Origin of the sequence: Rhodococcus sp. 05-2255-3B1 (assembly GCF_002258545.1) — a bacterium.
Taxonomy (GTDB): Bacteria; Actinomycetota; Actinomycetes; order Mycobacteriales; family Mycobacteriaceae; genus Rhodococcoides.
Map to the genome: position 1 here is coordinate 1 of NZ_NOZC01000031.1, position 25,306 is coordinate 25,306.

Annotated in this window: 27 protein-coding genes; 10 read left to right on the plus strand and 17 right to left on the minus strand. The window is 65.7% G+C overall.

Going from position 1 to position 25,306, the window contains the following annotated elements:
- Nucleotides 1-140: 140 nt before the first annotated feature.
- On the plus strand, nt 141-1,010 hold the full coding sequence (locus CH249_RS17295) for a 1,4-dihydroxy-2-naphthoate polyprenyltransferase (RefSeq protein ID WP_032393912.1): 870 nt from the start codon (nt 141-143) through the stop codon (nt 1,008-1,010).
- Here CH249_RS17295 and CH249_RS17300 read toward each other — a convergent pair.
- The 4 genes from CH249_RS17300 to CH249_RS17315 all read right to left on the minus strand — a co-directional run bounded on the left by CH249_RS17300 (nt 1,007) and on the right by CH249_RS17315 (nt 2,558).
- Nucleotides 1,007-1,387: a phage holin family protein gene (locus CH249_RS17300; protein WP_032393911.1), complete on the minus strand. Its 381-nt coding sequence runs from the start codon at nt 1,385-1,387 to the stop codon at nt 1,007-1,009. The genes CH249_RS17295 and CH249_RS17300 overlap by 4 nt on opposite strands.
- A gap of 32 nt (nt 1,388-1,419) precedes the next feature.
- Nucleotides 1,420-1,929 (minus strand): Clp protease N-terminal domain-containing protein, encoded by a 510-nt coding sequence (locus CH249_RS17305; protein WP_094646867.1) that lies wholly within the window; start codon nt 1,927-1,929, stop codon nt 1,420-1,422.
- A gap of 6 nt (nt 1,930-1,935) precedes the next feature.
- Nucleotides 1,936-2,151, minus strand: coding sequence for a hypothetical protein (locus CH249_RS17310; protein WP_032393909.1), 216 nt, complete (start codon nt 2,149-2,151; stop codon nt 1,936-1,938).
- Nucleotides 2,152-2,216: 65 nt separating this feature from the next.
- The gene (locus CH249_RS17315; RefSeq protein WP_094646902.1) at nt 2,217-2,558 is read right to left on the minus strand and encodes a nitroreductase/quinone reductase family protein; all 342 of its coding nucleotides are present in this window, start codon (nt 2,556-2,558) and stop codon (nt 2,217-2,219) included.
- 278 nt (nt 2,559-2,836) lie between these two features.
- Here CH249_RS17315 and CH249_RS17320 point away from each other — a divergent pair, with 278 nt between their 5' ends.
- From CH249_RS17320 to CH249_RS17330, 3 genes are read left to right on the plus strand one after another with little or no spacing between them, the layout of a single operon-like run.
- Nucleotides 2,837-4,171 carry an HNH endonuclease signature motif containing protein gene (locus CH249_RS17320; protein ID WP_179273074.1) on the plus strand — a complete coding sequence of 445 codons (1,335 nt, stop codon included), beginning with the start codon at nt 2,837-2,839 and terminating at the stop codon, nt 4,169-4,171.
- A gap of 26 nt (nt 4,172-4,197) precedes the next feature.
- Complete coding sequence (gene pepN, locus CH249_RS17325; RefSeq protein ID WP_094646865.1) at nt 4,198-6,657, plus strand: aminopeptidase N; 2,460 nt, start codon at nt 4,198-4,200, stop codon at nt 6,655-6,657.
- Between the two features lie 5 nt (nt 6,658-6,662).
- Nucleotides 6,663-6,974 carry a hypothetical protein gene (locus CH249_RS17330; protein ID WP_082074079.1) on the plus strand — a complete coding sequence of 104 codons (312 nt, stop codon included), beginning with the start codon at nt 6,663-6,665 and terminating at the stop codon, nt 6,972-6,974.
- Nucleotides 6,975-6,980: 6 nt separating this feature from the next.
- Here the strand turns inward: CH249_RS17330 and CH249_RS17335 are convergent, their stop codons facing one another.
- Nucleotides 6,981-8,063, minus strand: coding sequence for a PLP-dependent cysteine synthase family protein (locus CH249_RS17335; protein ID WP_094699010.1), 1,083 nt, complete (start codon nt 8,061-8,063; stop codon nt 6,981-6,983).
- Nucleotides 8,060-8,413 (minus strand): DUF4229 domain-containing protein, encoded by a 354-nt coding sequence (locus CH249_RS17340; protein ID WP_094646901.1) that lies wholly within the window; start codon nt 8,411-8,413, stop codon nt 8,060-8,062. The genes CH249_RS17335 and CH249_RS17340 overlap by 4 nt, the downstream gene beginning before the upstream one ends.
- Nucleotides 8,414-8,612: 199 nt before the next feature.
- Here CH249_RS17340 and CH249_RS17345 point away from each other — a divergent pair, with 199 nt between their 5' ends.
- Together CH249_RS17345 and CH249_RS17350 are read left to right on the plus strand one after the other, a co-directional pair.
- The gene (locus CH249_RS17345; RefSeq protein WP_008713732.1) at nt 8,613-8,828 is read left to right on the plus strand and encodes a BldC family transcriptional regulator; all 216 of its coding nucleotides are present in this window, start codon (nt 8,613-8,615) and stop codon (nt 8,826-8,828) included.
- A gap of 135 nt (nt 8,829-8,963) precedes the next feature.
- A complete protein-coding gene (locus CH249_RS17350; protein WP_032393904.1) occupies nt 8,964-9,161 on the plus strand; it encodes a hypothetical protein in 198 nt (65 codons plus the stop codon).
- Between the two features lie 12 nt (nt 9,162-9,173).
- Here the strand turns inward: CH249_RS17350 and CH249_RS17355 are convergent, their stop codons facing one another.
- The 7 genes from CH249_RS17355 to hemL form a co-directional block, all read right to left on the minus strand.
- Nucleotides 9,174-10,583, minus strand: a complete 1,410-nt coding sequence (locus tag CH249_RS17355) for a MinD/ParA family protein (RefSeq protein WP_094646900.1) — start codon at nt 10,581-10,583, stop codon at nt 9,174-9,176.
- Between the two features lie 595 nt (nt 10,584-11,178).
- Nucleotides 11,179-12,144, minus strand: a complete 966-nt coding sequence (gene ccsB / locus CH249_RS17360; RefSeq protein WP_032393902.1) for a c-type cytochrome biogenesis protein CcsB — start codon at nt 12,142-12,144, stop codon at nt 11,179-11,181.
- Between the two features lie 3 nt (nt 12,145-12,147).
- On the minus strand, nt 12,148-13,767 hold the full coding sequence (locus CH249_RS17365; RefSeq protein WP_032393901.1) for a cytochrome c biogenesis protein ResB: 1,620 nt from the start codon (nt 13,765-13,767) through the stop codon (nt 12,148-12,150).
- Nucleotides 13,764-14,582 carry a cytochrome c biogenesis CcdA family protein gene (locus CH249_RS17370; RefSeq protein WP_032393900.1) on the minus strand — a complete coding sequence of 273 codons (819 nt, stop codon included), beginning with the start codon at nt 14,580-14,582 and terminating at the stop codon, nt 13,764-13,766. The genes CH249_RS17365 and CH249_RS17370 overlap by 4 nt, the downstream gene beginning before the upstream one ends.
- On the minus strand, nt 14,579-15,175 hold the full coding sequence (locus tag CH249_RS17375; RefSeq protein WP_094629718.1) for a TlpA disulfide reductase family protein: 597 nt from the start codon (nt 15,173-15,175) through the stop codon (nt 14,579-14,581). The genes CH249_RS17370 and CH249_RS17375 overlap by 4 nt, the downstream gene beginning before the upstream one ends.
- Nucleotides 15,168-15,830 carry a histidine phosphatase family protein gene (locus tag CH249_RS17380; protein WP_032393898.1) on the minus strand — a complete coding sequence of 221 codons (663 nt, stop codon included), beginning with the start codon at nt 15,828-15,830 and terminating at the stop codon, nt 15,168-15,170. Before CH249_RS17380 ends, CH249_RS17375 begins: the two co-directional genes overlap by 8 nt.
- A 35-nt stretch (nt 15,831-15,865) precedes the next feature.
- Entirely contained in the window at nt 15,866-17,185 is a 1,320-nt protein-coding gene (gene hemL / locus CH249_RS17385) for a glutamate-1-semialdehyde 2,1-aminomutase (protein ID WP_032393897.1), read from the minus strand.
- Between the two features lie 117 nt (nt 17,186-17,302).
- Here hemL and CH249_RS17390 point away from each other — a divergent pair, with 117 nt between their 5' ends.
- Nucleotides 17,303-17,809, plus strand: coding sequence for a pyridoxamine 5'-phosphate oxidase family protein (locus tag CH249_RS17390; RefSeq protein ID WP_032394174.1), 507 nt, complete (start codon nt 17,303-17,305; stop codon nt 17,807-17,809).
- A gap of 46 nt (nt 17,810-17,855) precedes the next feature.
- Here the strand turns inward: CH249_RS17390 and CH249_RS17395 are convergent, their stop codons facing one another.
- Genes CH249_RS17395 through CH249_RS17410 form a run of 4 tightly spaced genes read right to left on the minus strand, consistent with a single transcriptional unit; the run spans nt 17,856 to nt 21,607 of the window.
- A complete protein-coding gene (locus CH249_RS17395) occupies nt 17,856-18,440 on the minus strand; it encodes a hypothetical protein (protein ID WP_094681909.1) in 585 nt (194 codons plus the stop codon).
- 42 nt (nt 18,441-18,482) lie between these two features.
- Nucleotides 18,483-19,181, minus strand: coding sequence for a dethiobiotin synthase (bioD, locus tag CH249_RS17400; RefSeq protein ID WP_045200999.1), 699 nt, complete (start codon nt 19,179-19,181; stop codon nt 18,483-18,485).
- Nucleotides 19,178-20,311, minus strand: a complete 1,134-nt coding sequence (locus tag CH249_RS17405; RefSeq protein ID WP_094646863.1) for an 8-amino-7-oxononanoate synthase — start codon at nt 20,309-20,311, stop codon at nt 19,178-19,180. The genes bioD and CH249_RS17405 overlap by 4 nt, the downstream gene beginning before the upstream one ends.
- Nucleotides 20,312-20,335: 24 nt before the next feature.
- Nucleotides 20,336-21,607 carry an adenosylmethionine--8-amino-7-oxononanoate transaminase gene (locus CH249_RS17410; RefSeq protein ID WP_373453492.1) on the minus strand — a complete coding sequence of 424 codons (1,272 nt, stop codon included), beginning with the start codon at nt 21,605-21,607 and terminating at the stop codon, nt 20,336-20,338.
- Between the two features lie 87 nt (nt 21,608-21,694).
- Here CH249_RS17410 and CH249_RS17415 point away from each other — a divergent pair, with 87 nt between their 5' ends.
- From CH249_RS17415 to CH249_RS17425, 3 genes are read left to right on the plus strand one after another with little or no spacing between them, the layout of a single operon-like run.
- Nucleotides 21,695-23,038 (plus strand): serine hydrolase, encoded by a 1,344-nt coding sequence (locus tag CH249_RS17415; protein ID WP_094681910.1) that lies wholly within the window; start codon nt 21,695-21,697, stop codon nt 23,036-23,038.
- Between the two features lie 46 nt (nt 23,039-23,084).
- Entirely contained in the window at nt 23,085-23,291 is a 207-nt protein-coding gene (locus tag CH249_RS17420; RefSeq protein WP_045198931.1) for a hypothetical protein, read from the plus strand.
- 43 nt (nt 23,292-23,334) lie between these two features.
- Entirely contained in the window at nt 23,335-25,302 is a 1,968-nt protein-coding gene (locus CH249_RS17425; protein ID WP_094646861.1) for an acyl-CoA dehydrogenase, read from the plus strand.
- Nucleotides 25,303-25,306 lie beyond the last annotated feature (4 nt).

Below are 25,306 nucleotides of genomic sequence, written 5' to 3' on the forward strand. Positions count from 1 at the left end.
CCTCCGCCCGCCCCCACGGTGCCCCTGCCCCAGATTCCTGGTGTCCAGATGCCCGTGATCCCGCTGCCGGTATTGCCGCGCCTACCGTTCTGACCGGCCGCGTTCTCACCCGTCGGACAGATACGGAAAGATCGTCGCTCATGGCCACCACTGCGCAATGGATCGAAGGTGCGCGACCGCGCACACTCCCGAATGCGATCGCCCCCGTCCTCGTCGGCACCGGTGCGGCCGTGTCGCTGGACGGAGGAGTGTGGTGGAAGGCGCTGCTGGCGTTGGTCGTCTCGTTGGCTCTGATCGTGGGCGTCAACTTCGCCAACGATTATTCCGACGGAATCCGCGGCACCGACGACGATCGAGTCGGGCCCCTGAGACTGGTCGGCTCGAAGGCCGCGTCCGCCGGGGCCGTCAAGAAGGCCGCGATCGGTTGCTTCGCCGTCGGCGCTGTGGCCGGACTGGTCCTGGCTGCGACCAGCGCGTGGTGGCTGATCGTCGTCGGACTGGTCTGCATCGCCGGAGCCTGGTACTACACCGGCGGCTCGAAGCCGTACGGCTACAGCGGTTTCGGCGAGATAGCCGTGTTCGTGTTCTTCGGTCTCGTCGCGGTCCTCGGCACCCAGTTCGTACAGGCCGAGCAGATCGACTGGGCCGGAGTACTGGCAGCAGTGGCAGTCGGCTCGTTCTCGAGCGCGGTCCTCGTCGCGAACAACCTTCGCGATATCCCCACCGACACCGAGTCGGGAAAGCTCACCCTCGCAGTGCGATTGGGCGACGCCCGCACCCGCTACCTGCATCTCGCGCTACTGGTGGTGCCGTTCGCGATGACCGTCGTTCTGATCGCTCGCACCCCGTGGGCACTCGTCGGCCTGCTCGCACTGCCCTTCGCCGCTCGCGCGAACTCCCCGGTACGCAAGGGAGCTCACGGATTCGAGCTGATTCCGGCACTGCGTGATTCGGGCCTGGCGATGCTCGTCTGGGGCGCGAGCACCGGCGTGGCATTGGCCTTCGCCTAACGCTTGTCCGGCACCAACGCACCCAGCAGAAAGTTCACGATCGAGATGATGATCGCACCCCAGAACGCGGCGGCGAACCCGACGATCTCGAGACCGTAGCCGGTCTGCGACGACAGCCAGCCCGTCAACAACAGCATCAACGCGTTGATCACGAGGGTGAACAGCCCGAGCGTCAGAATCAGCAACGGCAAGGACAGCAGCTGCACCAGCGGCTTGATGAACGCATTGACGATCGTCAACACCGCCGCGATACCGAGCAGCACCACGATGTCCCACCCGTCGCCGCGCCCCGAACTGGTGACAGTGATGCCATCCACGAATTCTTTGGCAACCCAGATGGCAACGGCGTTGATCACGAGCCGAATCAAGAAGTTCATGGCGCCATCGTAGGGTCGCAGACGGCCGAGAGCTACGACGTCCGAACGAGCGAGACGATCGATCGCAACTGCTGGAGCGAACCTTGCTGCCGCACCAGTTCGGTGAACGAAGGATCGGCACCGCGAACCAAGCCGAGAAGAACATGTTCGACGCCGATCTCGCGGTCCCGTCGTTCGACGGCTTCCTTCAGCGACAGCTTCAACACTTCCTTCGCCGATGGGGCGAAAGGGAGATGATGCGGTGACGCCTGTGCGCCCTCCAGCGCACCCGAACCGAGAGCGGAGTCGATCGTCGAGACAACAGCGTCCAGGTCGATTCCCAGGAACCTCAACGCACGCGCATCCTGAGACTGCACGTTCGCGAGCACTTCGTCGACGGTGAACCCGGCCTCGCCCAGCGCCGTCTGCAATGGCTCGTCGGCGACGGACAGCACGCCGAGAAACAGATGTACAGGCTCCACTCGGGGCGAGTGCAGAGTCCCTGCGTGACCCTGAGCGCTGATGACGACAGATCTGGCCGACTTGGTGAATCGCTCGAACATTGTTGCCTACCTTCCCTTTCCGCCGTGCTTCTTGTGGACGGCCTGCCTGCTGACTCCGAGCGAGTCGGCGATTGCCTGCCAGGCCCAACCGTTGCGTCGAGCGTTCTGGACCTGAACGGCCTCCAGGCGCTCGAGCAACCGCCGAAGAGCGGCTACCGCACGCAGCCCCTCCCCCGGATCGGAACTGGCGGCTGCGGCGGCAAGTGCAGTGGCTTCGGTCATGATGTCAATCTAAGTTGACAGAAGGCAGCTGTCAACCCCAGTTGACGCGTTGGCATACGGTGCAGTCAGCGATCCAAAGCGATGTCGACAGTCACCCGCCCGCGATCGTCGCGGGTCGCCGTCGCCAGGCCGGAGTAGTGAACGCCGCCGAGGTCGACGTCGACGCGACCGCCGTCGTTCGTGAAGTTTCGCCACCAGTTCTTCTTGTCCGGCATGGCCACCCTCACTTTCAGGTGATCACCTTTCCGGCCGATAGCCAGCGGTAGCGAGATCTTCTTGCCGGACCTTCGGCCGATGTACGTCAGGATCCCCATCGAACGTCCGAGAACCCTGTCGAGCACGGGCGCTTTCATCACGACCATGAAAACCCTGTTGAACGCTGCTGCCGATTTCTGGAAGGTGTTCACTTCGCCTCCTCCGGAGTCCCCCTGCACGTGAGGAAAAGCGTAGCGGCGTTGCTGCTCTACGGCATCGTCACTGCGAGGACACACCGCCCTCCATCGACTCGGCCACTACGTCCAGGGCTTCGAGGACTTGTGTGATTGCGGTAGTCGACCTCGTCGGATGCTCGAACAGGACGGCAGAACTTGTCGGTGGCCGGTTCTACACTTCTCGGCATCGGGTCGAATACGTGTTCGGCCCTTCGTCGCTGGGGGGTGACATGGGGCTACGCGAGTCGACGTGGATGGCTGACGATCACTCTGCTCTCGCCGACGTCCTCGGTGCGCGGAGAAGGATAAACGCTGCTCTCGCATCGGAACTGTCGCTCATGGACGATTACGTTCGCGGCCGAACGGCATGCGCATCCCCGTGGGACACCGGAGTGACAGAAAAGGATCTCTACAGCTCGGCGATCTGCGAGCTGGCAGCGGCTCTGTCGTCCACCTTCGCATCGGTCAACAACAGGGTGCAGATGTGGCGCCGATTGCAGCCGTCGGTGAAGCGTCGATTCGTCGACGGTTCGCTCGACATGGAGCGGGTCAGGACGATTCACGATCACTTGCTCCACGCTCGTCCGAGCACGGTGGTCGACATCGAAGCCGAGGTTCTCAAGGTCGCCGGAGAGATGGCACCCGGTGCCCTGGGGCGCGAGATCGATCGGCTGCTCACCGAGGCCGATCCGGAGTGGGACCGCGACGTGCGCAAGCGTGCCGCGCGCACGGAGAAGAGAATCCGGTTGCGGAGAAGAGCACGGGGCCTGTCCAGCCTGACCGCGGTGATGACCGACGGTCAAGCCGACGAACAGATTTCACGAATCGACGCCGTGATCGCGCGACTGCACCCGGAGGACCCTCGATCCCCCGATCAACGACGAGGCGAAGCACACACTGCCTTGATGCGTGGCGAAACACTGGTCTGCCAGTGCGCGACGTGCCTGATCGCTCGTGGTGACACCGCCACTCGCGAGTCCGAGGACCCGCAGCCAACTGGCACGACCGACGCTTCGGCCGGCGACACAGCCCACGAGACATCCAGCGCGAGTACTGAATCCGCGCCGCAGGGGCCTGTTGGTCCGATCGGGCAACCGCGACCGGCCACAGCACCACCCGAGAACACAGCACGACCCGACCAGGCGTCGCCGCTCGGTGATAGACCGCGCCCGCGACCGGGAGGAGGGACGCTAATCGAACGTTGGCGGGCCGTCGTCGAGCGCAATCCTCTCGGCGAGCACGCGCTCTACCCCGACGGACACGGAGGCATGACGGTTCCGCCGCCGGGGGCACTGTCTTACAAACCGAGTAGGGCACTCGCGGCGCGGGTACGAGCCGACCATCCGTACTGCCTGCATCCCGGCTGCGACGTGCCTTCGGATCGGTGCGATCTGGACCACATCGTCGAGTTCGACCGGCAGAATCCGAAGCGAGGTGGCTGGACGATCCCGACGAACATCGGCCCGCGCTGTCGGCTTCACCACAACCTGAAAACACGCAAACTCTGGCACACCGAACTGCTGCCGGAGGGGGTGTTGCACATCGTCGATCCACTCGGACGCCACTACTTCACTGCGCCGACTCTGTGATGATTCCATCGCATAGGGTTGGTTCGGTGAGCACCGCGAATCTGACCCGGACCGAAACTCGCAGGCGATCGCGCCACATCAGCGGGGTGAATTATCGCGTTCACCTGGACCTTCTGCGCGCGGAAGACATGGACCTCGACACCTTCGAGACCGTGACGACCATCGAATTCGACGCGACGACCGCTGCGACATGGGTGGATTTCATCGGTGCGACAGTCGACGAAGTCACCGTCAACGGCATCGACGCGGCGGTCGATTACGACGGCTCCCGCATTCAACTGGTCGGGCTCACCGAGCACAACATCGTTCGGATTCGCGCGCACGGACGGTACAGCAGGACTGGCGAGGGACTGCACCGATTCGTCGATCCCGTCGACGACAACGTCTATCTCTACACGCAGTACGAACCGGCCGATGCACGCCGGGTGTTCGCGAACTTCGAGCAACCGGATCTCAAAGCCCCCTTCACCCTGACGGTCACGGCTCCGCCGACGTGGATCGTGCTGTCGAACCGCGAGGGAATCACTGCCGACTCGGTCACCACCTTCGTACCGACCCTGCCGATATCGACGTACATCACCGCAGTTGCGGCAGGCCCGTATCACTGCGTCCAATCGTCCTGGACGCGAGGCGAACTCACCGTCCCTCTCGGTGCGTACTGCCGGGCGTCTCTCTCCGAATACTTCGATGCCGAGGACATCTTCGACATCACGAAGCGGGGGCTGGACTTCTTTCACGACAAGTTCGACTACCCGTACCCGTTCGGAAAGTACGACCAGATCTTCGTCCCCGAATACAACCTCGGCGCGATGGAGAATCCCGGCCTGGTCACGTTCACCGAATCGTATGTATTCCGTTCTGCGGCAACCGAAGCCCAGTACGAGGCCCGCGCAAACACGATTCTGCACGAGATGGCGCACATGTGGTTCGGCGACCTCGTCACGATGCAGTGGTGGGACGACCTGTGGCTCAAGGAATCCTTCGCGGACTTCATGGGTGCGTACGCGTCGGCCGAGGCGACCCGATTCACCGATGCCTGGGTCAGTTTCGCCAACCGACGAAAAGCGTGGGCATACCTGCAGGACCAACTGCCGACCACCCACCCTATCGTCGCCGACATCACCGACCTCGAGGCTGCGAAGCTCAACTTCGACGGCATCACCTACGCCAAGGGGGCGAGCGTCCTCAAACAACTCGGAGCCTTCGTGGGTGCAGATGCCTTCTTCGCCGCTTCCCGCAACTACTTTCGCACCCACGCTTTCGGCAACACCACGCTGACGGATTTACTGAGCGAGATGTCCGCAGCGAGCGGACGCGACCTCGATACCTGGGCTGCAGCATGGCTGCAGACCACCGGCGTCTCGACGCTCAGCTACACCGGCGATGCCGTCGAGCAGACAGAACCGCGGCCTCACCGAATCGCCGTCGGGCTCTACGATCTCGACGAGGCGGGGAATTTGACGAGAACGCACCGCCGAGAACTCGACATCACCGATGCACGAACGCCGGTCGACTTTCCCGATGCCGCACTGGTGCTGCTCAACGACGACGACCTGACGTACGCCAAGATCCGATTCGACGAGCGCTCGATCACCACCGTGCGGAACCACCTCGATCGCATCGTCGATCCCCTCGCCCGGGGCCTGGTGTGGTCGGCGCTGTGGAACTCCACCCGCGACGCCGAGATGTCCGCACTCGAATACATCGACATCGCAACCAGATTCGCGCCCAACGAGCCCAAGATCGGCCTTCTGTCGGCGGTCACCGCGAACGTGGCGTACGCCCTCGAGCACTACCTCCCGGAGGACCGACGGGACGAACCGACCCGGCAGTGGCTCGAGGCGTCGTGGACGCAACTGCACGCGAGCGAGCCGGGGAGCGACGCCCAGTTGGTGTGGGGGCGAGCCACCGCGGCCGCCGCCCAACTCGACGGTTCCCGCGCTGCCGAACTGCGCGCACTTCTCGACGGCACAGCGACGGTGCCAGGTCTACGTCTCGATCCCGATCAGCGCTGGTCGTTCTGGTTGGCCCTGGCCGCAACCGGGAACGCGACCGCAGCCGAGCTCGACGCCGAGCTGGCCACCGACAACACCTTGTCGGGACGCACCGCACACACCGCGGCGTCGACGGCGATACCCGATGCCGAGGTCAAGGCGAGGGCGTGGACTGCCATCACCGAGCGCGACGATGCGTCCAACGACGTTCTCGACGCCTTCATCACCGGTTTCGGGGCCGGGCACCGACCGGATCTGACCCAGCCCTACGGCAATCGTTACTTCGAGACCATCTCCTCGTTGTGGACCTCGCGCAGCATCGAGATCGCCAGGCGAATCGTGGTCCGTCTGTTCCCGCAGCAGTCGTCGACGGAGGCCGCGGACAGCTGGCTCGCCGAGCACGAGTGGGCACCGGCTGCCCTGCGGCGCTTGGTGATCGAGCAACGAGACCACCTGGCGAGAAGCCTCCGAGTGCAGGCGCGGCTAGGGTGATGGCCATGTCCACCAACGACACTCGCCGCTCGCTTGCCACTTCTGCGCTCGCTGCCGGCGGTCTGCTCGGCGGCTTCGCCGTTGCCCGGCAGTCTCACAATCGTCAGCTCGGCGGAGCGGTGCTCGCAGCCGTCGGGGTGGTATGCACGACCCGTTGGCAGAGATCCTCGGGTTCGGTCCGTGCCGGCGCCTTGCTCGGGACCTACCTCGTCGCGTTCGGTGCCTCGCACCCGCTGGCCAAGAAGATCGGTGCCTGGCCGGCGGTCGCCGCGGTGTCTGCCGCAACTGCAGCGGCATCGATGGCGGTGAGCAAGTAGGTCCGCTCAGAGCACCCCGGTACGAACGAACTGTTCGAGCGCTGCTGTTGGTTCGTCGAGATCCATGCCCTGGTTCGAGACCCATGTGTCGTCGAAATAGGTTTGCGAATACCGATCTCCGCCGTCGCACAGCAGTGTCACCACGCTCCCACTGCGGCCGGCGGCGATCATTTCCGCGATCAATCCGAACGCACCCCAGATGTTGGTGCCCGTCGATCCGCCCACTCGTTTGCCGAGTGCGTCCGAGGTGAATCGTGCGGCGGCCACGGAGGCGGCGTCGGGTACTGCGATCATTCGATCGATCACCTGGCCGACGAACGAGGGTTCGACGCGCGGTCGACCGATGCCCTCGATGCGTGAAGACTGCCCTGTTTCGTAGCCCGCGTCTCCCGACTCGTAGCCGCCGATGAACGCGGAGTTCTCGGGGTCGACCACGGCCAGTTGCGTTGCATGCCTTCGATATCGGATGTAGCGGCCGATGGTGGCACTGGTCCCTCCGGTCCCCGCACCGACGACCACCCAGTCGGGAATGGGGCACTCCTCGAGCCGAAGTTGGTCGAAGATGGACTCGGCGATGTTGTTGTTTCCGCGCCAGTCGGTGGCTCGTTCGGCGTGCGTGAACTGGTCCATGTAGTGACTGTCGGGCTCGGCCGCGAGTCGATGCGCTTCGGTGTACATCTCACCGGGCTTGTCGACGAAGTGACATCTTCCGCCGTGAGACTCGATGAGTGCGACTTTGGCGGGACTGGTACTGCGTGGCATCACGGCGACGAACTTCAGTCCGAGCAGTCCGGCGAAATACGCTTCACTGACGGCAGTGGAGCCCGACGAGGCCTCGATCACCGTGGTGCGTTCGGTGACCCAGCCGTTGCAGATCGCGTACAGGAAGAGCGACCGAGCCAGCCGATGCTTCAGGCTGCCGGTGATGTGCGTCGACTCGTCTTTCAGATACAGCGAGAATCCCCAGGCCGCGGGGAGGGGGTATCGCAGCAGGTGCGTGTCGGCGCTGCGCTGGGAATCGGCCTCGATCAACCGGACCGCGTTGTCGACCCACTCCCGGGATCCCGAATGATCGACCGACCTGGTCACTTCTTGCCGTCTTCACCGCGCAGCTTCGACTGCAGGTCCGCGCGCGCGGCGCGCCTGTCCTCGTCGACGGCTGCGATGGACTCGTTGACGCGGATGCGCATGTTCTTGAACAGGAGCAGCGAGAGAGGTAGTGAGATCAGCACCGAGAAAATCGCGGCCACGAGTACCGGGACCTCGACGCCGAAGAGTAAACCGACGCCGACGATGACGGCCGCGATCACGACGACGAGCGCCAGTCGCGCGAAGGTGTAGACACCGAGGTTGACGGCGAGTGACTTCTTCGCCGACCTTTCTGGCGCGGCATTTCCGCTGGTTGAATCGTTGCTCTCGGCATTCGTCGCGTCGCTCACGGGTCCCAATCTACCGGGCTCGGCAGCCACTCCGACCCACCCCCAGCATGACCGATTTGTCCATTACCTCCCCTTTACCAACCTTGTATCAGTCGAGTACCTAGGGGTTCGAGTGCAACCATGGGGATCGAACGCAGCAGACCGATATCTCCGGTTCGACGCATATGCACCGAACCGCATCGTAGGAGGACACGACAAGATGAGCGCACCCACATTTCACAAGGCTCAGGACTCACTGCTCACTCCGGGTCAGGTAGCCGCGCTTTTCCACGTCGACCCCAAGACAGTGACGCGCTGGGCACATGCCGGCCGCCTCGGATCCCTCCGCACTCCGGGCGGGCACCGTCGATTCCGCGAGACCGAGGTCATGCAGTTGCTGACCTCACTGACGACGGAAGCCGGCACACACCACTGATCGGCTGGCTCTGGGGCCGATCCACCCGCAGTATCCGCACCCGTACGAACTCATCGAACATTCTCAGGAATCTTCGACGCTCGACGGGTGCGGAGGTGGTTGCATCACAGCTACTCTCGTAGTAGGAGGTGCGTCGTGATCTATCTTTTGGCGTTGATCGGCTTGGTGGCAGTAATCGTGCTGTTCTGGAAGGCATTCGGACCCAGTACGCAGGCTCCACCCACCCGCACTGTGGGACCCGATGACGATCCCGATTTTCTGTGGCGGATCAACCGTGAGGCTCGCCGCGGAGGGAAAGACGGAACCGAGGCCGGCACCGAACCCAGCGAATAGGTCCGGTGGTTCTCAGTTGCGTTGGGCAGCGGTGGGCGCGTCGGGGAATCCCGCCGCTACCGCCGCCGCGACTTCCAGCAGTGCCTTTCGTGTGCGCCCACGAAGACGATCGAGTTCGATTTCCGCCCCCTCCTCGAGATGCGGGTCGAACGGGATCGTGCGAACCCGAGCGCAACGCTGCTCGAAGTGTTCGACGACTTTCTGCAGGTCGACCTTTCCGGCCCTCTGCCGAACGCCGTTGACGACCGCAACCGATGTGGCGACCAGCTCCCGGTAGCCGTGCGCATCGAGCCAATCCAGCGTTGCCGACGCGCTGCGCACACCATCCACCGACCCCGAGCTGACCACCACCAGAGTGTCGGCTCCCTCGAGAATTCGTTCCATGGCCGAGTGCATCAGACCGGTGCCGCAATCGGTGATGACGATGCTGTAGAACTTCTCCAACAGCGACACCGCGCGATCGTAATCCTCACCGCTGAATGCCTCCGAGGCTGCCGGATCCGAATCGGATGCCAACACCTCCAGTCGATGCACGTTTTGCGACGTGTATGCCCTCACGTCGCTGTAGCGGTCCAGAGAATGTATGTCGCGCAACAGATTACGGACGGTGGAGGTCGTCTCGAGCGGCACCTTCTGACCCAGCGTTCCGCGATCGGGGTTGGCGTCGATCGCGATCACCCGATCACCTCGAATCTCGGCGAAAGTCGAGCCGAGGGTGGCCGTCGTCGTGGTCTTGCCGACACCGCCCTTCAGCGACAGCACCGCGACGCGATGGCATCCGACAAGAGGCCGATCCACCTGCGCGGTCAGGGCCGAGCGTCGCTGCTGGGCGGCACTGTTTCCGACATCCACACGACCACCCGTCATCAGATACAACGCCCGACGCCACCCTCCCAGCGGCGGCGCATTCCCCGATCGGACGAGCAACGAACTGCCCAGATCGAGTGAGGAGACCGGCTGCTCCGCCGACCGACTCTGGTCGAAGGCCGCCGGTGCCGGTGCCGGTGCGACCACCATCGCATCACCCGGGGCTTGCCTGAGCTGCTGTGGCTGACCAGGATGCGGCTGATTCGGATGTTGCCGACCGGGCCACTGGCCGGGCTGAGGTCCCCATTGCGTCTGAGGGTTCCACTGATTCTGGGTATGCCACTGACCCCCCGCCACCGAGTGCTCCTGCGGATCGCCGTGGTTCTGCGGTGCCCAATTGTGTTGCGGCCCAGCCTGATTCTGCGGAGCCAACTGATTTTGCGAAGCCCACTGGTTCTGGGGCCCCGGGTTCTGAGGGGCCCAGTTCTGAGGCACCGAATTCTGAGCAGCCCAGTTCTGCGGAGCCGAGTTCTGAGCAGCCCAGTTCTGCGGAGTCGAGTTCTGAGGCAACGGGCCCGAAGGCAACGGGCCCGAAGGCACCGGGCCTGACGGCATCGGACCCTGCGGCGGGGGTGGTGCCGACGCGACGGGCGGGCTCGCCTCGGGGGGCGTGTGTGGAGGAGTCGGTTTCACGGTCGGCGCCACGGGAGCCTTCGGCGCTTGCACCGGTGTCGTCGGTGTTGCCGTCGCGGTCTTGCCTTCCTCGGCCGGGGTCGCGGCGACCCCGGCATCCTTGCCGTCACCTTCTACCGGCCCAGACAGGTCTTTCGGTCGGGAAGCGCGCGGTGCAGGATTCGGCGGAGGTGTCGGCGCGGTCTCGGGTTGCGGCGCGGGCGGGTTCGAGATGCTTTCGGGCGGCATGGTGATGGGGGTCGATCGAAAGGGCTCGCGCGGCGGTGTGGGTGTGGCCTCCGTCGTCGCTGCGACGGCGATCGGTTCGGACCCCGTGGGCGGCGCTGCATGATCTTCCGGTACATCGTCGTCCAGTGGCCGGACGGGTTGCCAGTTGTCCTCGTGCCGATCGGCCATGACCGATTCCCCCCAGTTCGCGTCCCACATCGAAGATCCGAGCTCGGATGTGTCCCCCATCGAGCCGGATCGGACGCTACCAGCTGGAGGTCCAGCGTGGAGGCTGTGGAACGAGCGAAGGTCAGTTCAGTCCCGCGTAGCTGTGCAGTCCCGAGACCACCATGTTGATGATGAAGAGGTTGAAGAGCATGGCGGTGAATCCGGCGATGTTGATCCACGCTGCGCGGGTGTTGCGCCATCCGGAGGTGGCGCGGGCGTGCAGGTAGGCGGCGTAGATGATCCAGGTGATGAACGACATGGTCTCTTTGGGGTCCCAGCCCCAGAAACGTCCCCATGCGGCTTCGGCCCAGATTGCGCCGAGGATGACGCCTGCTCCGAAGAGCGGGAAGGCGACGATCGTCGTCTTGTAAGCGAGTCGGTCGAGAGCTTGGGCGTCGGGCAGCTTGGAGGCGAATTTGCCCCAGAACCCGACGCTTTCCTCTCCCAGGGGCTGCTTGATGCGGAGCAGGAACAGCAGGCTCGCGACGCCGGAGACCAGCAGGATGCCGCTTCCGACGCTGACGATGGTGACGTGGATGGGCAGCCAGTACGAGCGCAGAGCGGGGACGACCGGTGCGGCGTCGGCGTAGAGCTTGGTGGCGGCGAAGAACATCAGCACGATGATGGGCGCGAGGACGAACACGAGCATCGGGCGCATCGTCTTCTTGCGCAGCACGATCACCGAGGTGAGGGCGGCGGCTGCCGTGGCCATGGTGACGAACTCGTACATGTTGCCGAGCGGGAAGCGGTGGGTGGCGAAGCCGCGGAGTACCACCGAGGCGACGTGCAGGGCGAGGGCTGGGGCGAGCAACGCGAAGCCCATGCCTGCGAGTCGTTCGGACAGCGGTCGCTTCGGTGTTTCGACGACGCGTCCGGGTCGGCTGTCGGCAATGGGGGCACCGGCACCGACGAGTTCCTTGGCTTGTACTGCCGTCGCCTTGGCGGAGGCGTACTGGGCGATGAGCAGGACGAATGCGAGCACGTAGATGGTGAACGCTGATTCGAAGGACCAGTCGCTGTACTGCGAGAGGGTCTCGTTGATCGGCATCGGTCAGTTCTCCTGTTTCGAGGTATCGCCGAGCAGGCGGGTGCACAGGCGGTCGAACTCTTCGCCCCACCCCGCCTGATCGGTGCGTGCAAGTCCGCCGAGGTCTACTACAGTACGTCGTGCCTGGGCGTCGGCGGTGAGTCGGACCCAGATTCTGCGACGTTTGATCACCAGTGAGACGAGCAGTCCGCCCATCATCGTGAGCGCGAAGACGAGTACCCAGGTCTGAGCCGGGTCGTGCGAGACCTGAAGGTTGACGAATTCCTTCGCTCCGTCGAACGTGACGATCGTTCCGTCGCTGAGGGTCGCGGATTCTCCCGGCATCAGGTTGACGCGGTCCTGCTTCACGAGTCTGCCCTGGGCGATCATTTCCTGATCGAGCGAGAAGATGGACTGTGGCAGTCCGGTGTCGAGTCCGGTGTCGCCCTTGTAGATGTCGATGGCGACGGCGGGGTCGTTCATGGCGGGGAAGCTCGACGACAGCAGGCTGCCGTGGAACGACGCCGTCGGCGCGAACAGACCCTCGATGGCGATCTGATTCTTGCGCCGGTCGAGAGGGTCGGGATACAGGCCGCCGGGCGGGTCGACGCGCAGCACTCCGCTGGAGAGGAAGGTCGTGGCGTCCGTCGGCTGCCATTGGATGGTGTCGGTGCGGGTTTCGCCGTTGGGGAACGTCACGGTGAAGGTGGGTGCGTAGCCGTGCCCTTGCAGGTAGACGCGGTCCCCAGCGACGCGCAGCGGGTGGTTGACCTGAAGTTGGTCGTCGCGCCAGACGTTGTTCGTGAGGTCCTGGCCCGCCTGGTACTCGATGTTGGAGGTGAACATCTCGGCCTGGCCGGTGTCGAGGTAGTCGGCGGTGAAGTCCTTGACGCGCACGCACAGTGGCTCGAGGTCGGTGCCGTCGACGAGGTTGCCTGCGCGGAACGAGTCGTAGTTCGCCGGGGTCGAGGTGCAGAAGCCCGGGCCGTCGTCGGCGATGACGATGCGGTTGCCCTCGTAGCCGAGCAGCTTGCCCATGGCGATGGCGGCGAGCAGTCCGACGAGGGAGAGGTGGAAGACGAGGTTGCCGAGTTCGCGGACGTAGCCCTTCTCCGCCGACAGCGTCACTGCTCCGCTGTCCTCGGTTCTCTGGGCGACGCGCCAACCGCGCAACTGAGTGCGCACCTGTGCGGCGATCTCCTCCGGCGTTCCGTCGACGTCGTAGCGGGTGTGGTGCGGCAGGCGGGAGAGGTTACGGGGCGCGCGAACCGGCTTGGTGCGCAGTTGCTTCGCGTGCTCGATGCAGCGCGGCAGGATGCAGCCGATCAGCGAGATGAACAACAGTGCGTAGATCGCGGTGAACCAGAAGCTGCCGAAGACGTCGAACAGTTCCAGCTTGTCCATGATCGGGCCGAGGGTCGGGCGGTTGGCGATGTACTCGTCGACCTTGCCCGCGTTGAGGCTGCGCTGCGGCACCAGGGCACCGGGCACAGCGGCGAAGGCAAGTAGGAACAGCAGAACCAGCGCGGTGCGCATGCTGGTCAGGCCGCGCCAGGTGTTGCGAACCAGGGCCACTCCCCTGCCCAGCACCGATTGCTTGTGCGGCGGCGACGCTTCGGTGCGCTCTTCGGTGTCGGCGGTCATATCGGCAACACCACATCGGAGACGAAGGCGTCGCGCACCCAGCCGACGAACTGATCCCAGGCACCGGTGACCAGTGCAATTCCTACTGCTATCAACATGATTCCGCCGAACACCTGTATCTGTCGTGCATGTGTACGTAGCCAGCCGACGCCTCGCAGCGCGCTGACCGAACCGAACGCGAGGATCACGAACGGTAAGCCGAGACCGAGGCAGTAGGCCACGATCAGGACGACGCCGCGCGCTGCCGTCGTACCGTCGGTACCTGCGGCCAACGAGATGACGCCCGCGAGCGTCGGCCCGAGGCACGGGGTCCATCCGAGTGCGAAGACGCCGCCGAGCAGCGGTGCTCCGGCCAGTGAGCCGATCTGTTTCGGCTCGAAGCGCACATCGCGCTGCAGGGCCGGGATCAGTCCGACGAATACCAGGCCCATGGCGATGGTGACGACGCCGCCGATCCGCATGAGCAGTTCGCGGTTGATCGCCAGGACGGAGATCGCTCCGAACACCGACGCGGTGGCGAGAACGAAGACGACGGTGAATCCGAGAACGAACAATCCCGCCGCCCCGGCGACGCGCAATCGACCGCTGCGCACCTTCGTCTGCACAGCTGCCTCGTCGGCGCTGACGGCCGGAGCGTCGGCTCCGACAACTCCGGCGAGGTACGACAGGTAGCCGGGCACCAGGGGCACCACGCAGGGCGACGCGAAGGAGACGAGCCCGGCCAGCACGCAGGCCCCGAGGGCCAGGATCAGTGGCCCGGAGGCCGCAGCTTCCTGGAAACTCGCGCCGATCCCGGCCAGGTGAGTCACGTTCACTGCTGCACTGGCTCCTCGGCTGCCACGCGTTCGACGACGGGTTGCAGGTCCTCGGCGAGCAGCTCACGCAGGAACACTGCTGCGACGCGGTGCTGCCGGTCGAGCACGACGGTCGTCGGAATGACGGAGGTGGGGACGCCGCCGAGCGCGGTCAGGGTGCGCATGGGCGGGTCGTAGATCGAGGAGTAGCTGACGTTGTTGCTGACCACGAAGTCCTGTGCGGCGGTCTGCGACTCGTCGCGCACGTTGATGCCGAGGAACTCGACGCCGAGGGACTTGGTGGCCTCGTAGACGTCTTCGAGGTCGTCGGCCTCACCGCGGCACGGTCCGCACCATTGGCCCCAGACGTTCAGAACCACGACGTCACCGTCGTAGTCCGACAACGAGGTCGTCTTGCCCTCGGTCATCAGATCCGGCCCGGACAGTTCGCCGATGGTGCCGCGTTCGTCGGGCTCGTAGAAGATGTCGGTCTGCCCGCCGGGTGAGACGAACTGGAAAGTGCCGCCCTGCGCCACCGCGTCGGTGCCGGTCGAGCATCCTGCGACAAGAGCGATGGCAGACGCTGCACAGACGGCGAGGAAAAATCTACGCACCGGTGATCCTCGGATCGGATGCTCCCGCGGGCTCGGAGTAGACGAGGTCAACGAGCTGATCGCCCTCGTAGACGAGCGAGGTCAGCGACGCGAGCCCGCACTGACGATTGCGCGGGTCGTGCCAGAGCCGGTCGCCCTGCAGGAACCGGCGCAGCGTCCACACCGGGAGCTGGTGGCTTACGCACACGGCCTCGTGCCCGACGGCTTCGACGCGGGCCGCGTTGACGGCGGCGAGCATGCGGTGCGCGATCTGCAGGTACGGCTCGCCCCAGGAGGGGGTGAACGGGTCGCGCAGCTTCCACCAGTGCCGTGGTCGGCGCAGGGCACCGTCACCGACGGCCACGCGGAGGCCCTCGAATTCGTTGCCTGCTTCGATGAGGTTCTCGTCCTCGGCGATCGACAGACCGTGGGCCGCTGCGATCGGCGCGGCGGTCTGCTGCGCGCGCAGCAGAGGTGATGCCACGACGTGGGTGATGTCGTGGCCTGCGAGCGCATCGGCCACTGCCTTGGCCTGCGACTGGCCGGTCACCGACAGCTTGAAGCCCGGCAACCGCCCGTACAGGATGCCCTTGGGGTTGTGCACCTCGCCGTGCCGGAGGACGTGCACGATGGTGCGCGTCGTCGAGTGCGGATGTGTTGCGGGGGCCTCGGTCACGTCGGGGTCCTGTTTCTCGCTAGTCGGGTGGTGAATCAGTTCGTTGCGGTGGCGGCAGCTGCGGCTTTCGCGGCGGCCGGGGCCGCGTCGGCGATGATCTCGAAGGCTCGGTCGTCGAGGGCAGCGGAGACGAACCAGGCCTCGAATGCACTCGGCGGCGGGTACACCCCGCGGGAGAGGAAGGCGTGGAAGAACGCCGGATATCGCCACGTCTGCGCGGCCTTGGCCTGCGCGTAGTCGGTGACGGGTCCATCGGCGAAGAACACACTCACCATAGTGCCCGCGAACTGCACGTGATGGGTGACGCCTTCGGCGGTGAGGGCGTCGCCGAGCAGTGTTCCGAGTCGCTGCGAGTTGGTCTGCAGCTTCTCGTAGACGGCTGCGTCGGCCAGTTGCAGACTGGTCAGTCCGGCCGCGACGGCGACGGGGTTACCGCTGAGCGTGCCTGCCTGGTACACCGGTCCGGCGGGCGCGAGATAGGCCATCACGTCCGCTCGACCGCCGAATGCCGCGGCCGGCAATCCGCCGGACATGACCTTGCCGAAGGTGTAGAGGTCGCCTGCGATTCCGTCGATGCCGTACCAGCCGGATGCGCTGACGCGGAAGCCGGTCATCACTTCGTCCATGATCAGCAGTGCGCCGTGCTCGGTCGCGAGGCGGCGCAGTCCCTCGTTGAAGCCGGTGACCGGCGGGATGGCGCCCATGTTGCCTGCGGCTGCCTCGGTGATGATGCACGCGATCTGGCCCGGGTTGGCCTCGAAGGCCGCGGTGACGGCGGCGAGGTCGTTGTAGGGAACGACGATGGTGTCCGACGCCTGTGCGCCGGTGACGCCGGGCGAGGTCGGCAGTCCGAGCGTGGCGAGCCCCGAGCCTGCGTCGGCCAGGAGGGCATCGACGTGGCCGTGGTAGCAGCCGGAGAACTTGACGATCTTGGTGCGGCCGGTGAAGCCGCGAGCCAGACGCACCGCGCTCATGGTGGCCTCTGTGCCCGAATTCACAAGACGAACCTGGTCGACGGGGCCGACGCGACGCACGATTTCCTCGGCGAGTTCGATTTCGCGGAGCGTGGGTGCACCGAACGACAGGCCGGTCGCGGCTGCCTTCTGGACGGCTTCGACGATGGCCGGGTGGGCGTGTCCGTGGATCATCGGACCCCAGGACGAGATGAGGTCGACGTACGAGTTTCCGTCGGCGTCGGTCATGGTGTATCCGCTGGCCTGCGTGATGAAGCGGGGCGTTCCGCCGACCGACGCGAAGGCACGTACCGGCGAGTTGACGCCGCCGGGAATGACCGCGCTCGCGCGGGCGAAGAGTTGGGCCGATACGGGGGCGTCGTTGCCGGGGGAAACAGTCACGACTTCCAGTGTCCCAGGTTCGGTGAAATCACCAACTACAGGGCGTAATAATCCGGAAAGCGGGGGATCGGCCTGTTTCGGTGGTTGAACGGCGAGTGCGCCGGGTAATCGGTGCCGATGACCAACACCGATGGCGTCAGCAAAGTCGCCGAATTGATGTCCGAAGCCGGGCTCTGCATGTTCACCACCGTCGGCCGAGACGGTCACCTCATCTCGCGCCCGATGGCGCTGCAGGAAGCCGAGTTCGACGGCGACCTGTGGTTCTTCGCCGCTCACGATTCACGGAAGGTGAGCGACATCGCGGCGAACCCGACCGTCAACGTCTCGTTCCAGTCCGGCGAGGGCTGGGTGTCGTTGTCCGGTACGGCCGCGGTGGTCGACAACACCACCAAGGCCGAGGAACTGTGGAACACCCGAGCGGCCGCGTGGTTCGAGAAGAACCCCGATTCGCGCGAGGTCGACCTGATCCACGTGGCCGCTGAGGGAGCCGAGTACTGGTCCACCCCTGGGTCGAAGGTCTCGAACCTGTTGGCCTACGCCAAGGCCAAGATCACCAACGAGCGACCGGACCTCGGCGAGCACGACGTCGTCGAACTCGAATTACCGCACAATTCGACCGGTTAGTACCGATCGTGCCGGGCTCGCCCCGGACGGCAGCAGCTTCTCGCTGTCAGTTCGTGCGGTGGTGTCCGTTGTCCGTGCGTGGGTCGACGGTGTCGCGAACCTTCTCCCCGGTGCTACGCGGGTCGGCGCTGGTGTGCGTGGCGGCATCACGATCAGCGGCGTTTCGTGTCCCGGAGTCGTGCCGGCCGGGGAAGGTCTCGCCGATGTCTGCCCCGCGGTGATGCGCTCGATCGTGATCATCCGACCGGCCGTCGTTGTCCGTGTGTGCGGCCTCGGCACCCGATCGGTGATCGACGTCCGGATCGAGTTCGTTCGCGCGAGCGAATTCGGCGTCCAGCTCATCGCGCGACTTCGCCGCAACACCCTGATGTGACTGAGCCTGCTGCGCGAGCTTGTCGGCCTCGGCTGCTTTGACATCCGCTTCTGCCCGGGCCCGGCGTGCCTTGGCCTCGCTTTCCCTGGCCAGCAGTTCACGCTCTTCGACGATTGCTGCGTCGTTGGCTGCCTTTTCGCGAATCTCGTTCGCTTCCAACCTCTTACGTTCCTTGCCCTTGCGTGCGACGACGACGGCGATGGCAACGACGACGAGTACGACTACTACTGCGACGATGATCCATACGGTGGTGCTCATTGGCGGACTCCCATGTTCTCGACTGCCGGACCGGCAGTCGATCTATGCCGGGTACCCGAGTAAAGACTCGACAAACTCACCGAAGGCACCGACCGCCACGGCTTCGAAAGCGCGCAACGGGAGCAGACCCGCCTCCTCCGGGATACACGCGATGAGCCCGACACCCGTCACGAGCGGCAGCTCGTCGAGGTTGACCCGCGCGGCCAGGCTCGGTGCGGCGGGCCACGACCCGATCACCAGACCTGCGCAGTCGACGCCGGCCGCCCGCGCTGCCGCAACGGTCAGAGCACTGTGGTTGAGCGTTCCCAGCTCCGCACCGGCCACGATCACGATCGGCGCAGACATGGCCTTGGCGACGTCGAGCACGGTGAACCCTCCTGCGCCCAAACGCACCGCCACTCCCCCTGCGCCTTCGACCAGCACGAGGTCGTTGGCTGCGTCGAGCTCGCGCACGGCTCCGATCACAGCGTCGAGTTCGAGCATCGGCCGACCCGATCGGCGGGCCGCGACGTCCGGGGCCAGCGGCTCGGGATACCGCGCCAGCTCCACTCCCCGAACGCCCGAAAGGCGTTGCACCACATCGATATCGGCTTCGTCAGGGTAACCGTCTCCGACGCCGGTCTGCGCCGGCTTGCACACAGCGACGGACCGCCCGCCTGCCCGCGCTGCCGCCGCGAGTGCCGCGGTGATCACGGTCTTGCCGACGCCGGTCGACGTTCCGGTCACCAGCAGAACCGTCACCACACAACCGCCGCATTCGACACCGCCGCGAGGACCGACGCGGCACGATCGATGTCGGTGTCGGTGAGATCGGCGCGCGCGGTCAGTCGCAGTCGAGAACCGCCGGCCGGAACCGACGGCGGCCGGAAGCATCCGACGCGGACGCCGAGCTCGAGGCAGTCCGCCGCCGCGCGCACTGCCCGCTGTGCGTCGCCCATGATCACCGGAACGACCGCCGATGTCGTCGGTTCGACGCCTGCTGCGGCGGCGAGTTGTGTTGCACGTATACCGATCGAGTGCACCCGGTCGGGTTCGCCCCGCAGGACGGTCAGCGCGGCCGACGCCGCTCCGACGGAGGCGGGTGCAAGTCCGGTGTCGAACACGAACGTGCGTGCACCGTGCATCACCTGCGTGCGCACCGCTGCCGGCCCGAGCACCACTCCACCCTGCGATCCGAGGGCCTTGGACAGCGTTGCGGTGATCACCAGGTCCGGCGCTCCGGCGAGGCCTGCTTCGTGGACGGCTCCCCTGCCACCGTCCCCGCGTACACCCAATCCGTGCGCCTCGTCGACGACGAGCACCGCGTTCCGTCTCCGGCACACCGCGTACAGCTCGGCCAGAGGCGCGAGATCGCCGTCGGCGCTGAACACCGAATCGGTCACCACGAGGGCCCGCTGTTCGCGACGCTCGCGCAACAGCTGGTCGACGTGGCCGGTATCGCAATGTCGAGCGACGGCCACCCGGGCCCGCGACAGGCGGCAGGCATCGATGAGCGAGGCGTGCGACGCGGCATCGGAGATCACCAGCGCGTCTCGGCCCGCCAGTGCCGTCACGATCCCGAGATTGGCGGTGTAACCGGAGGAGAACACCAGTCCGGCCTCGGCTCCGACGAACTCCGCGAGATCCTCCTCGAGGCGCTCGTGTGCGGTCGTCGTCCCGGTGACCAGCCGCGATCCGGTGGATCCGCCGCCCCATCGGCGCACAGCGGCGCAGGCTCCGTCGATTACGGCCGGATGCCTGGACAGTCCGAGGTAGTCGTTCGACGCCAGATCGAGGATGTCGTCCTCGGCGGTGCGGGCGATCACGATGCGCTCGAGACCGTCCTCGCGTCGGGCGTGCGCGGTGGCGTCGAGCCAGTCCAGAGCGGTCATGGCAGCACCATACTTGAACGCCGTTCAAGTACGGTCGCGCGCCACCGCCACCAGGGCTTCGGCGATGGTAGCCACCTCCGCATCGGTACAGATGAACGGCGGCATCGCGTACACCAGACGCCCGAACGGCCGCAGCCACACTCCCGCGTCGACGGCCGCTGCCGTGGCCCGTGCCATGTCCACCGGACTGTGCATCTCGACGACGCCGATGCCGCCGAGAACGCGAACATCGGCGACTCCCGACAGCGACCGGGCCGGCGCGAGGCCGGCGGCCAGTCCCGATGCCAGAGCCGCGACCTCGGCGCGCCAGTCACGCGAGAGCAACAGATCCACCGAGGCCACCGCGATCGCGCACGCGAGCGGATTGCCCATGAACGTCGGCCCGTGCATCAGGCCGCCGGCCTCGCCGGCCGAGACCGTCTCGGCCACCTCGGTGGTGCACAGCGTGGCCGCCAGGGTCAGATATCCGCCGGTCAACGCCTTGCCGATGCACATGATGTCGGGCGCGACACCGGCGTGGTCGGCTGCGAACAACTCCCCGGTTCGGCCGAAGCCGGTGGCGATCTCGTCGAAGATCAGCAGGACGCCGTACTCGTCGGCCAGGCGGCGTAGTTCCACGAGGTAGCGCGGGTCGTGGAACCGCATTCCACCGGCGCCCTGCACTATCGGCTCGACGATGATCGCCGCCAGTTCGCTCGCGTGTTCACCGAGTATCTTCTCGAATTCGGCGACGTAGTCGGCGTCGAACGCCACGGGCGGGGCCGGAGCGAACACCTGCTTCGCCAAAACATCGGTCCACAGCGTGTGCATCCCGCCGTCCGGGTCGCACACGCTCATCGGAGCGAAGGTGTCTCCGTGGTACCCGCCGCGCCAGGTCAACAGCCGCGTGCGGCCGTTCTCGCCGCGCCCACGCCAGTACTGCAGCGCCATCTTCACCGCAACCTCGACCGAGACCGAGCCGGAATCGGCGAGGAACACCTTGTCGAGCCCGGCGGGGGTGATGTCGACCAGCAACTCGGCCAACCTGGCCGCCGGAGCGTGTGTCAGTCCGCCGAACATGACGTGGCTCATCCGGCCCAGCTGATCGTGCGCGGCGGCGTCGAGCACAGGATGGCGGTAGCCGTGCACTGCCGCCCACCACGAACTCATGCCGTCGATGAGCTGCCGACCGTCGGCCAACGTCAGCCGCACGCCCGACGCACTGTCGACCACCAGCGGCGTCGCACTCGCCGGAAACCGGCTGTAGGGGTGCCAGAGATGGTCGGAGTCGAGTCGACGGACGTCTTCGGAAGTCAGCACGCCAGAGCACACTGCCACAGCACCCGACCGGCCGTCCCGAGACTGGCGAGGTGGCGAAATGTCCGAATCCATTAGCATCGCAGCATGACGACGCGGACCGTGACGAGACTCGTGGGGGTGGTCGTGGCCGCAACGCTGACGCTTCCCGCCTGCGGGGGCACGTCCGCAGCGCCCGTGCCCACCACGACCGTTCCGGACTTCGCCGTCGACACCTCCACCCCCGTCGGTGCCCTCAACGAACGCATCCTGCGATGGATCAACGCCGAGGAGGCACCCGACCCCGCCGAGGTCGACGCCGTCACCGGACCCGAGCTGGCCGAGGCCGTCGCTCCGCTGGGTGGTCTCGCCGGGCCACTCGAACAGCTGCGCGCAGGCACCCCGAACGTGGCCACGGGGTTCGAGGCCGGTCCCGATTCCGGCGTTCTGCGTTTCACCACCGCAGGCATCCCGGCCACGATCACGACGTCGATCGGTGCGGACGGCAAGCTCGACGGCTTCCTGGCCCGGCCGGACACGCCCACGATCTCGTCGTTCGACGATCTCGACGCGGCACTGTCGAAGGTGGCTCCGAACTACTCCTACAGCGCGTCACGGCTCAACGGCGGTGACTGCGAGTCGATCTACTCCACCGATGCGGACTCGGTGCTGCCCCTCGGGTCGGTGTTCAAGTTGTACGTCCTCGGCGCGCTCACCGACGAGATCGAGGCAGGCACCGTCCGCTGGGACGAGCAGCTCACCGTTCGCGACGCCACCAAGAGCGCGCCGTCCGGCGAACTGCAGAATCTGCCCGACGGCACGAAGGTGTCGGTCCGCGACGCGGCCGAGAAGATGATCTCGTTGTCCGACAACACCGCAACGGATCTGTTGATGGATCGCCTCGGCCGCGACCGGGTCGAGCGCCAGCTCTCGGTCATGGGTCATCACGATCCGTCGGTGATGACGCCGATGATGGACACTCGGCAGTTCTTCGTCATCGGGTTCGGCGATCCGAACATGCGGGCCGAGTGGTCCGCGGCCGACCCCGACACCCGGGCCGAGCTGCTGGCGCAGGCGGACGCGAGGCCGCTCGAGATCGACTTCGAGAACTTCCTGGACAACCCGGCGTCGGCCGACGGGGTCGAATGGTTCGCCAACGCGCAGGACGTCTGTGCCGCGATGGGTTACCTGGCGACGAGCGATTCGGCCGAGGAGAACCGTCGCATCCTGGCGATCACTCCGGGGGTGCAGCTCGATGCGGCGCTGTGGCCGTATTCGGGGTTCAAGGGCGGCAGCGCTCCCGGCGATCTGGCGGCCGCGTTCCTGGCCACCGATGCCTCCGGTCAGGACTGGATCGTCACCGAGCAGTTCCGGGCCGACGGCGCGATCGATCCGATCCCGTCCAGCTACGCGTTCCTCGTCGCCCAGCAGGCTTTCGCACTGCTGAAGTGAGTGGGATTTGTAACATCGGTGTTACTGCTGCATTACACTCGCGGTCGTGGAGGCACAACACGAACCAGCCCAATACGCGTGGCCGGAGGGCTTCAAGGAGTTCCTGGTCGGTGAGTTCACCGACTTCAGCCCCCTGGTGAACAGGGCTCTGGAGGACAACTGCGCGTCCCTGTTCCACGACGGTCCGTACGCGAAATCGGGCTTCTGGCGCACCGTCCGCGCGGTGTGGAAAGAATTCGTCTGGCCGGTCTGAGTTTCCGGCCTTCACAGGCGGCTGCAAAAGGTTACCGTCGAGTATGGCAACCACAACGGATCACCTTCGGAACACTCTGGACGGCCGCTGGCGAGATGTGAAGAACGAGGCGCGCAGGCAGCTTGCCCGCGACGAGTTCCGTCCGCACTACACGCCGAACACCGTCATCGCCCGCACCAAGGCGATGGAACAGCTCAAGCTTCTCGCCGCTGCAGGCGCTGCCGACAACGGCTTCAAGAAGGAACACGGCGGCACCGGCGATGTCGGTGCAGCGGTGACGATGATCGAGATGCTCGCGATGAGCGATCTGTCGCTGATGGTCAAGGCCGGCGTCCAGTGGGGGCTGTTCGGCGGTGCCATCGAGAATCTCGGCACCGAACGCCACCACGAGGCCTACGTCCCCAAGATCATCAGTCTCGACCTGCTCGGCTGTTTCGCCATGACCGAGACCGGACACGGCAGTGACGTGCAGTCGCTCGAGACCACGGCGACGTACGACCCGAAGACCGACGAGTTCGTCATCAACTCCCCCACGCCGTCCTCGCGCAAGGACTACATCGGTGGTGCCGCCGAAACGGCGACGGTCGCCGCGGTGTTCGCCCAACTCATCACCGCAGGCCCGGGCGAGGAGCCCGAGAGCCACGGCGTGCACTGCTTCTTCGTTCCACTGCGCGACGAGAACGGTGACGACCTGCCCGGTGTCACCACCTCGGACTGCCAGTACAAGGGCGGTCTTCCCGGAGTCGACAACGGCCGCCTGATGTTCGATCACGTCCGCATCCCGCGAGACAATCTGCTCAACAAGTACGCCGACGTGTCCGACGACGGTACGTACTCCTCCCCGATCGAGAACAAGTCTCGACGGTTCTTCACGATGCTCGGCACGTTGATCCGCGGACGTGTCACGGTCGGCGGCAGTGCCGCGGCGGCTGCCCGTGTTGCCCTCGACATCGCGACGCGATACGCGTTGCAGCGCAGGCAGTTCTCCGCGCCCGATTCCGATCAGGAGGTCCTGATCATGGACTACCTGGTGCATCAGCGTCGACTGTTCCCACTCATCGCCAAGTCCTACGCCCTGCAGTTCGCGCAGAACGAGCTCGTTTCGAAGATGCACGAGCTGCAGACCTCGGACAATCCCGACGCCGAGGAGCAGCGCGAGCTCGAATCGAGGGCTGCCGGCCTCAAGGCGGCGAACACCTGGCACGCCACCGCCGCGATTCAGGAAGCGCGCGAAGCGTGCGGCGGCGCAGGCTATCTGGCCGAGAACCGGCTGATCTCGCTCAAGGCCGACACGGACGTGTTCACCACGTTCGAGGGCGACAATCATGTGTTGACGCAGCTGGTCGCGAAGGAGCTGCTCACCGCGTACGCCGACGACGTCAAGTCCATGAGCCCGGTCGAATGGGTCAAGTTCGCCGCCGACATGGTGGGCGACCGCGTCGTCAAACGCACTGCGGCCCAGGCGATCATGCAGACCATCCTCGATCGGCGTCAGGACAACGAGGAAGAGGGCTCGCTGTTCAACCGCGGCACCCAGGTCAAGATGTTCGAGGATCGCGAGGAGTACCTGCTCTCCACCGTCGCCCGCCGGCTGCAGTCCAAGTCCAAGGAGACCAGCCCGTTCGAGGCGTTCAACGCGGTGCAGGATCACGTTCTGCATGCCGCGAGCGCGCACATCGATCGGATCATCTTCGAGGCATTCATCGCCGGCATCGAATCGTGTGAGGACCCCACCACCAAGGATCTGCTCGACGAGGTCTGCGACCTCTACGCGCTGTCGGTGATCGAGGCGGACAAGGCCTGGTTCATCGAACACCGCTACCTGTCCACCGAGCGATCCAAGGCCGTCACCCGCGCCATCAACGAGCGGTGCCGCACCCTGCGTCCGCACGCCGAACTGCTCGTCGACGGTTTCGGGGTGCCGGAGGCGTTGGTCGGTGCTGCGATGCTCGGTGAGCCCGGGGCCGGAACCGAGGAAGAGCCGGCCGCGAACCCCAGTCACGCGCACTGACGCG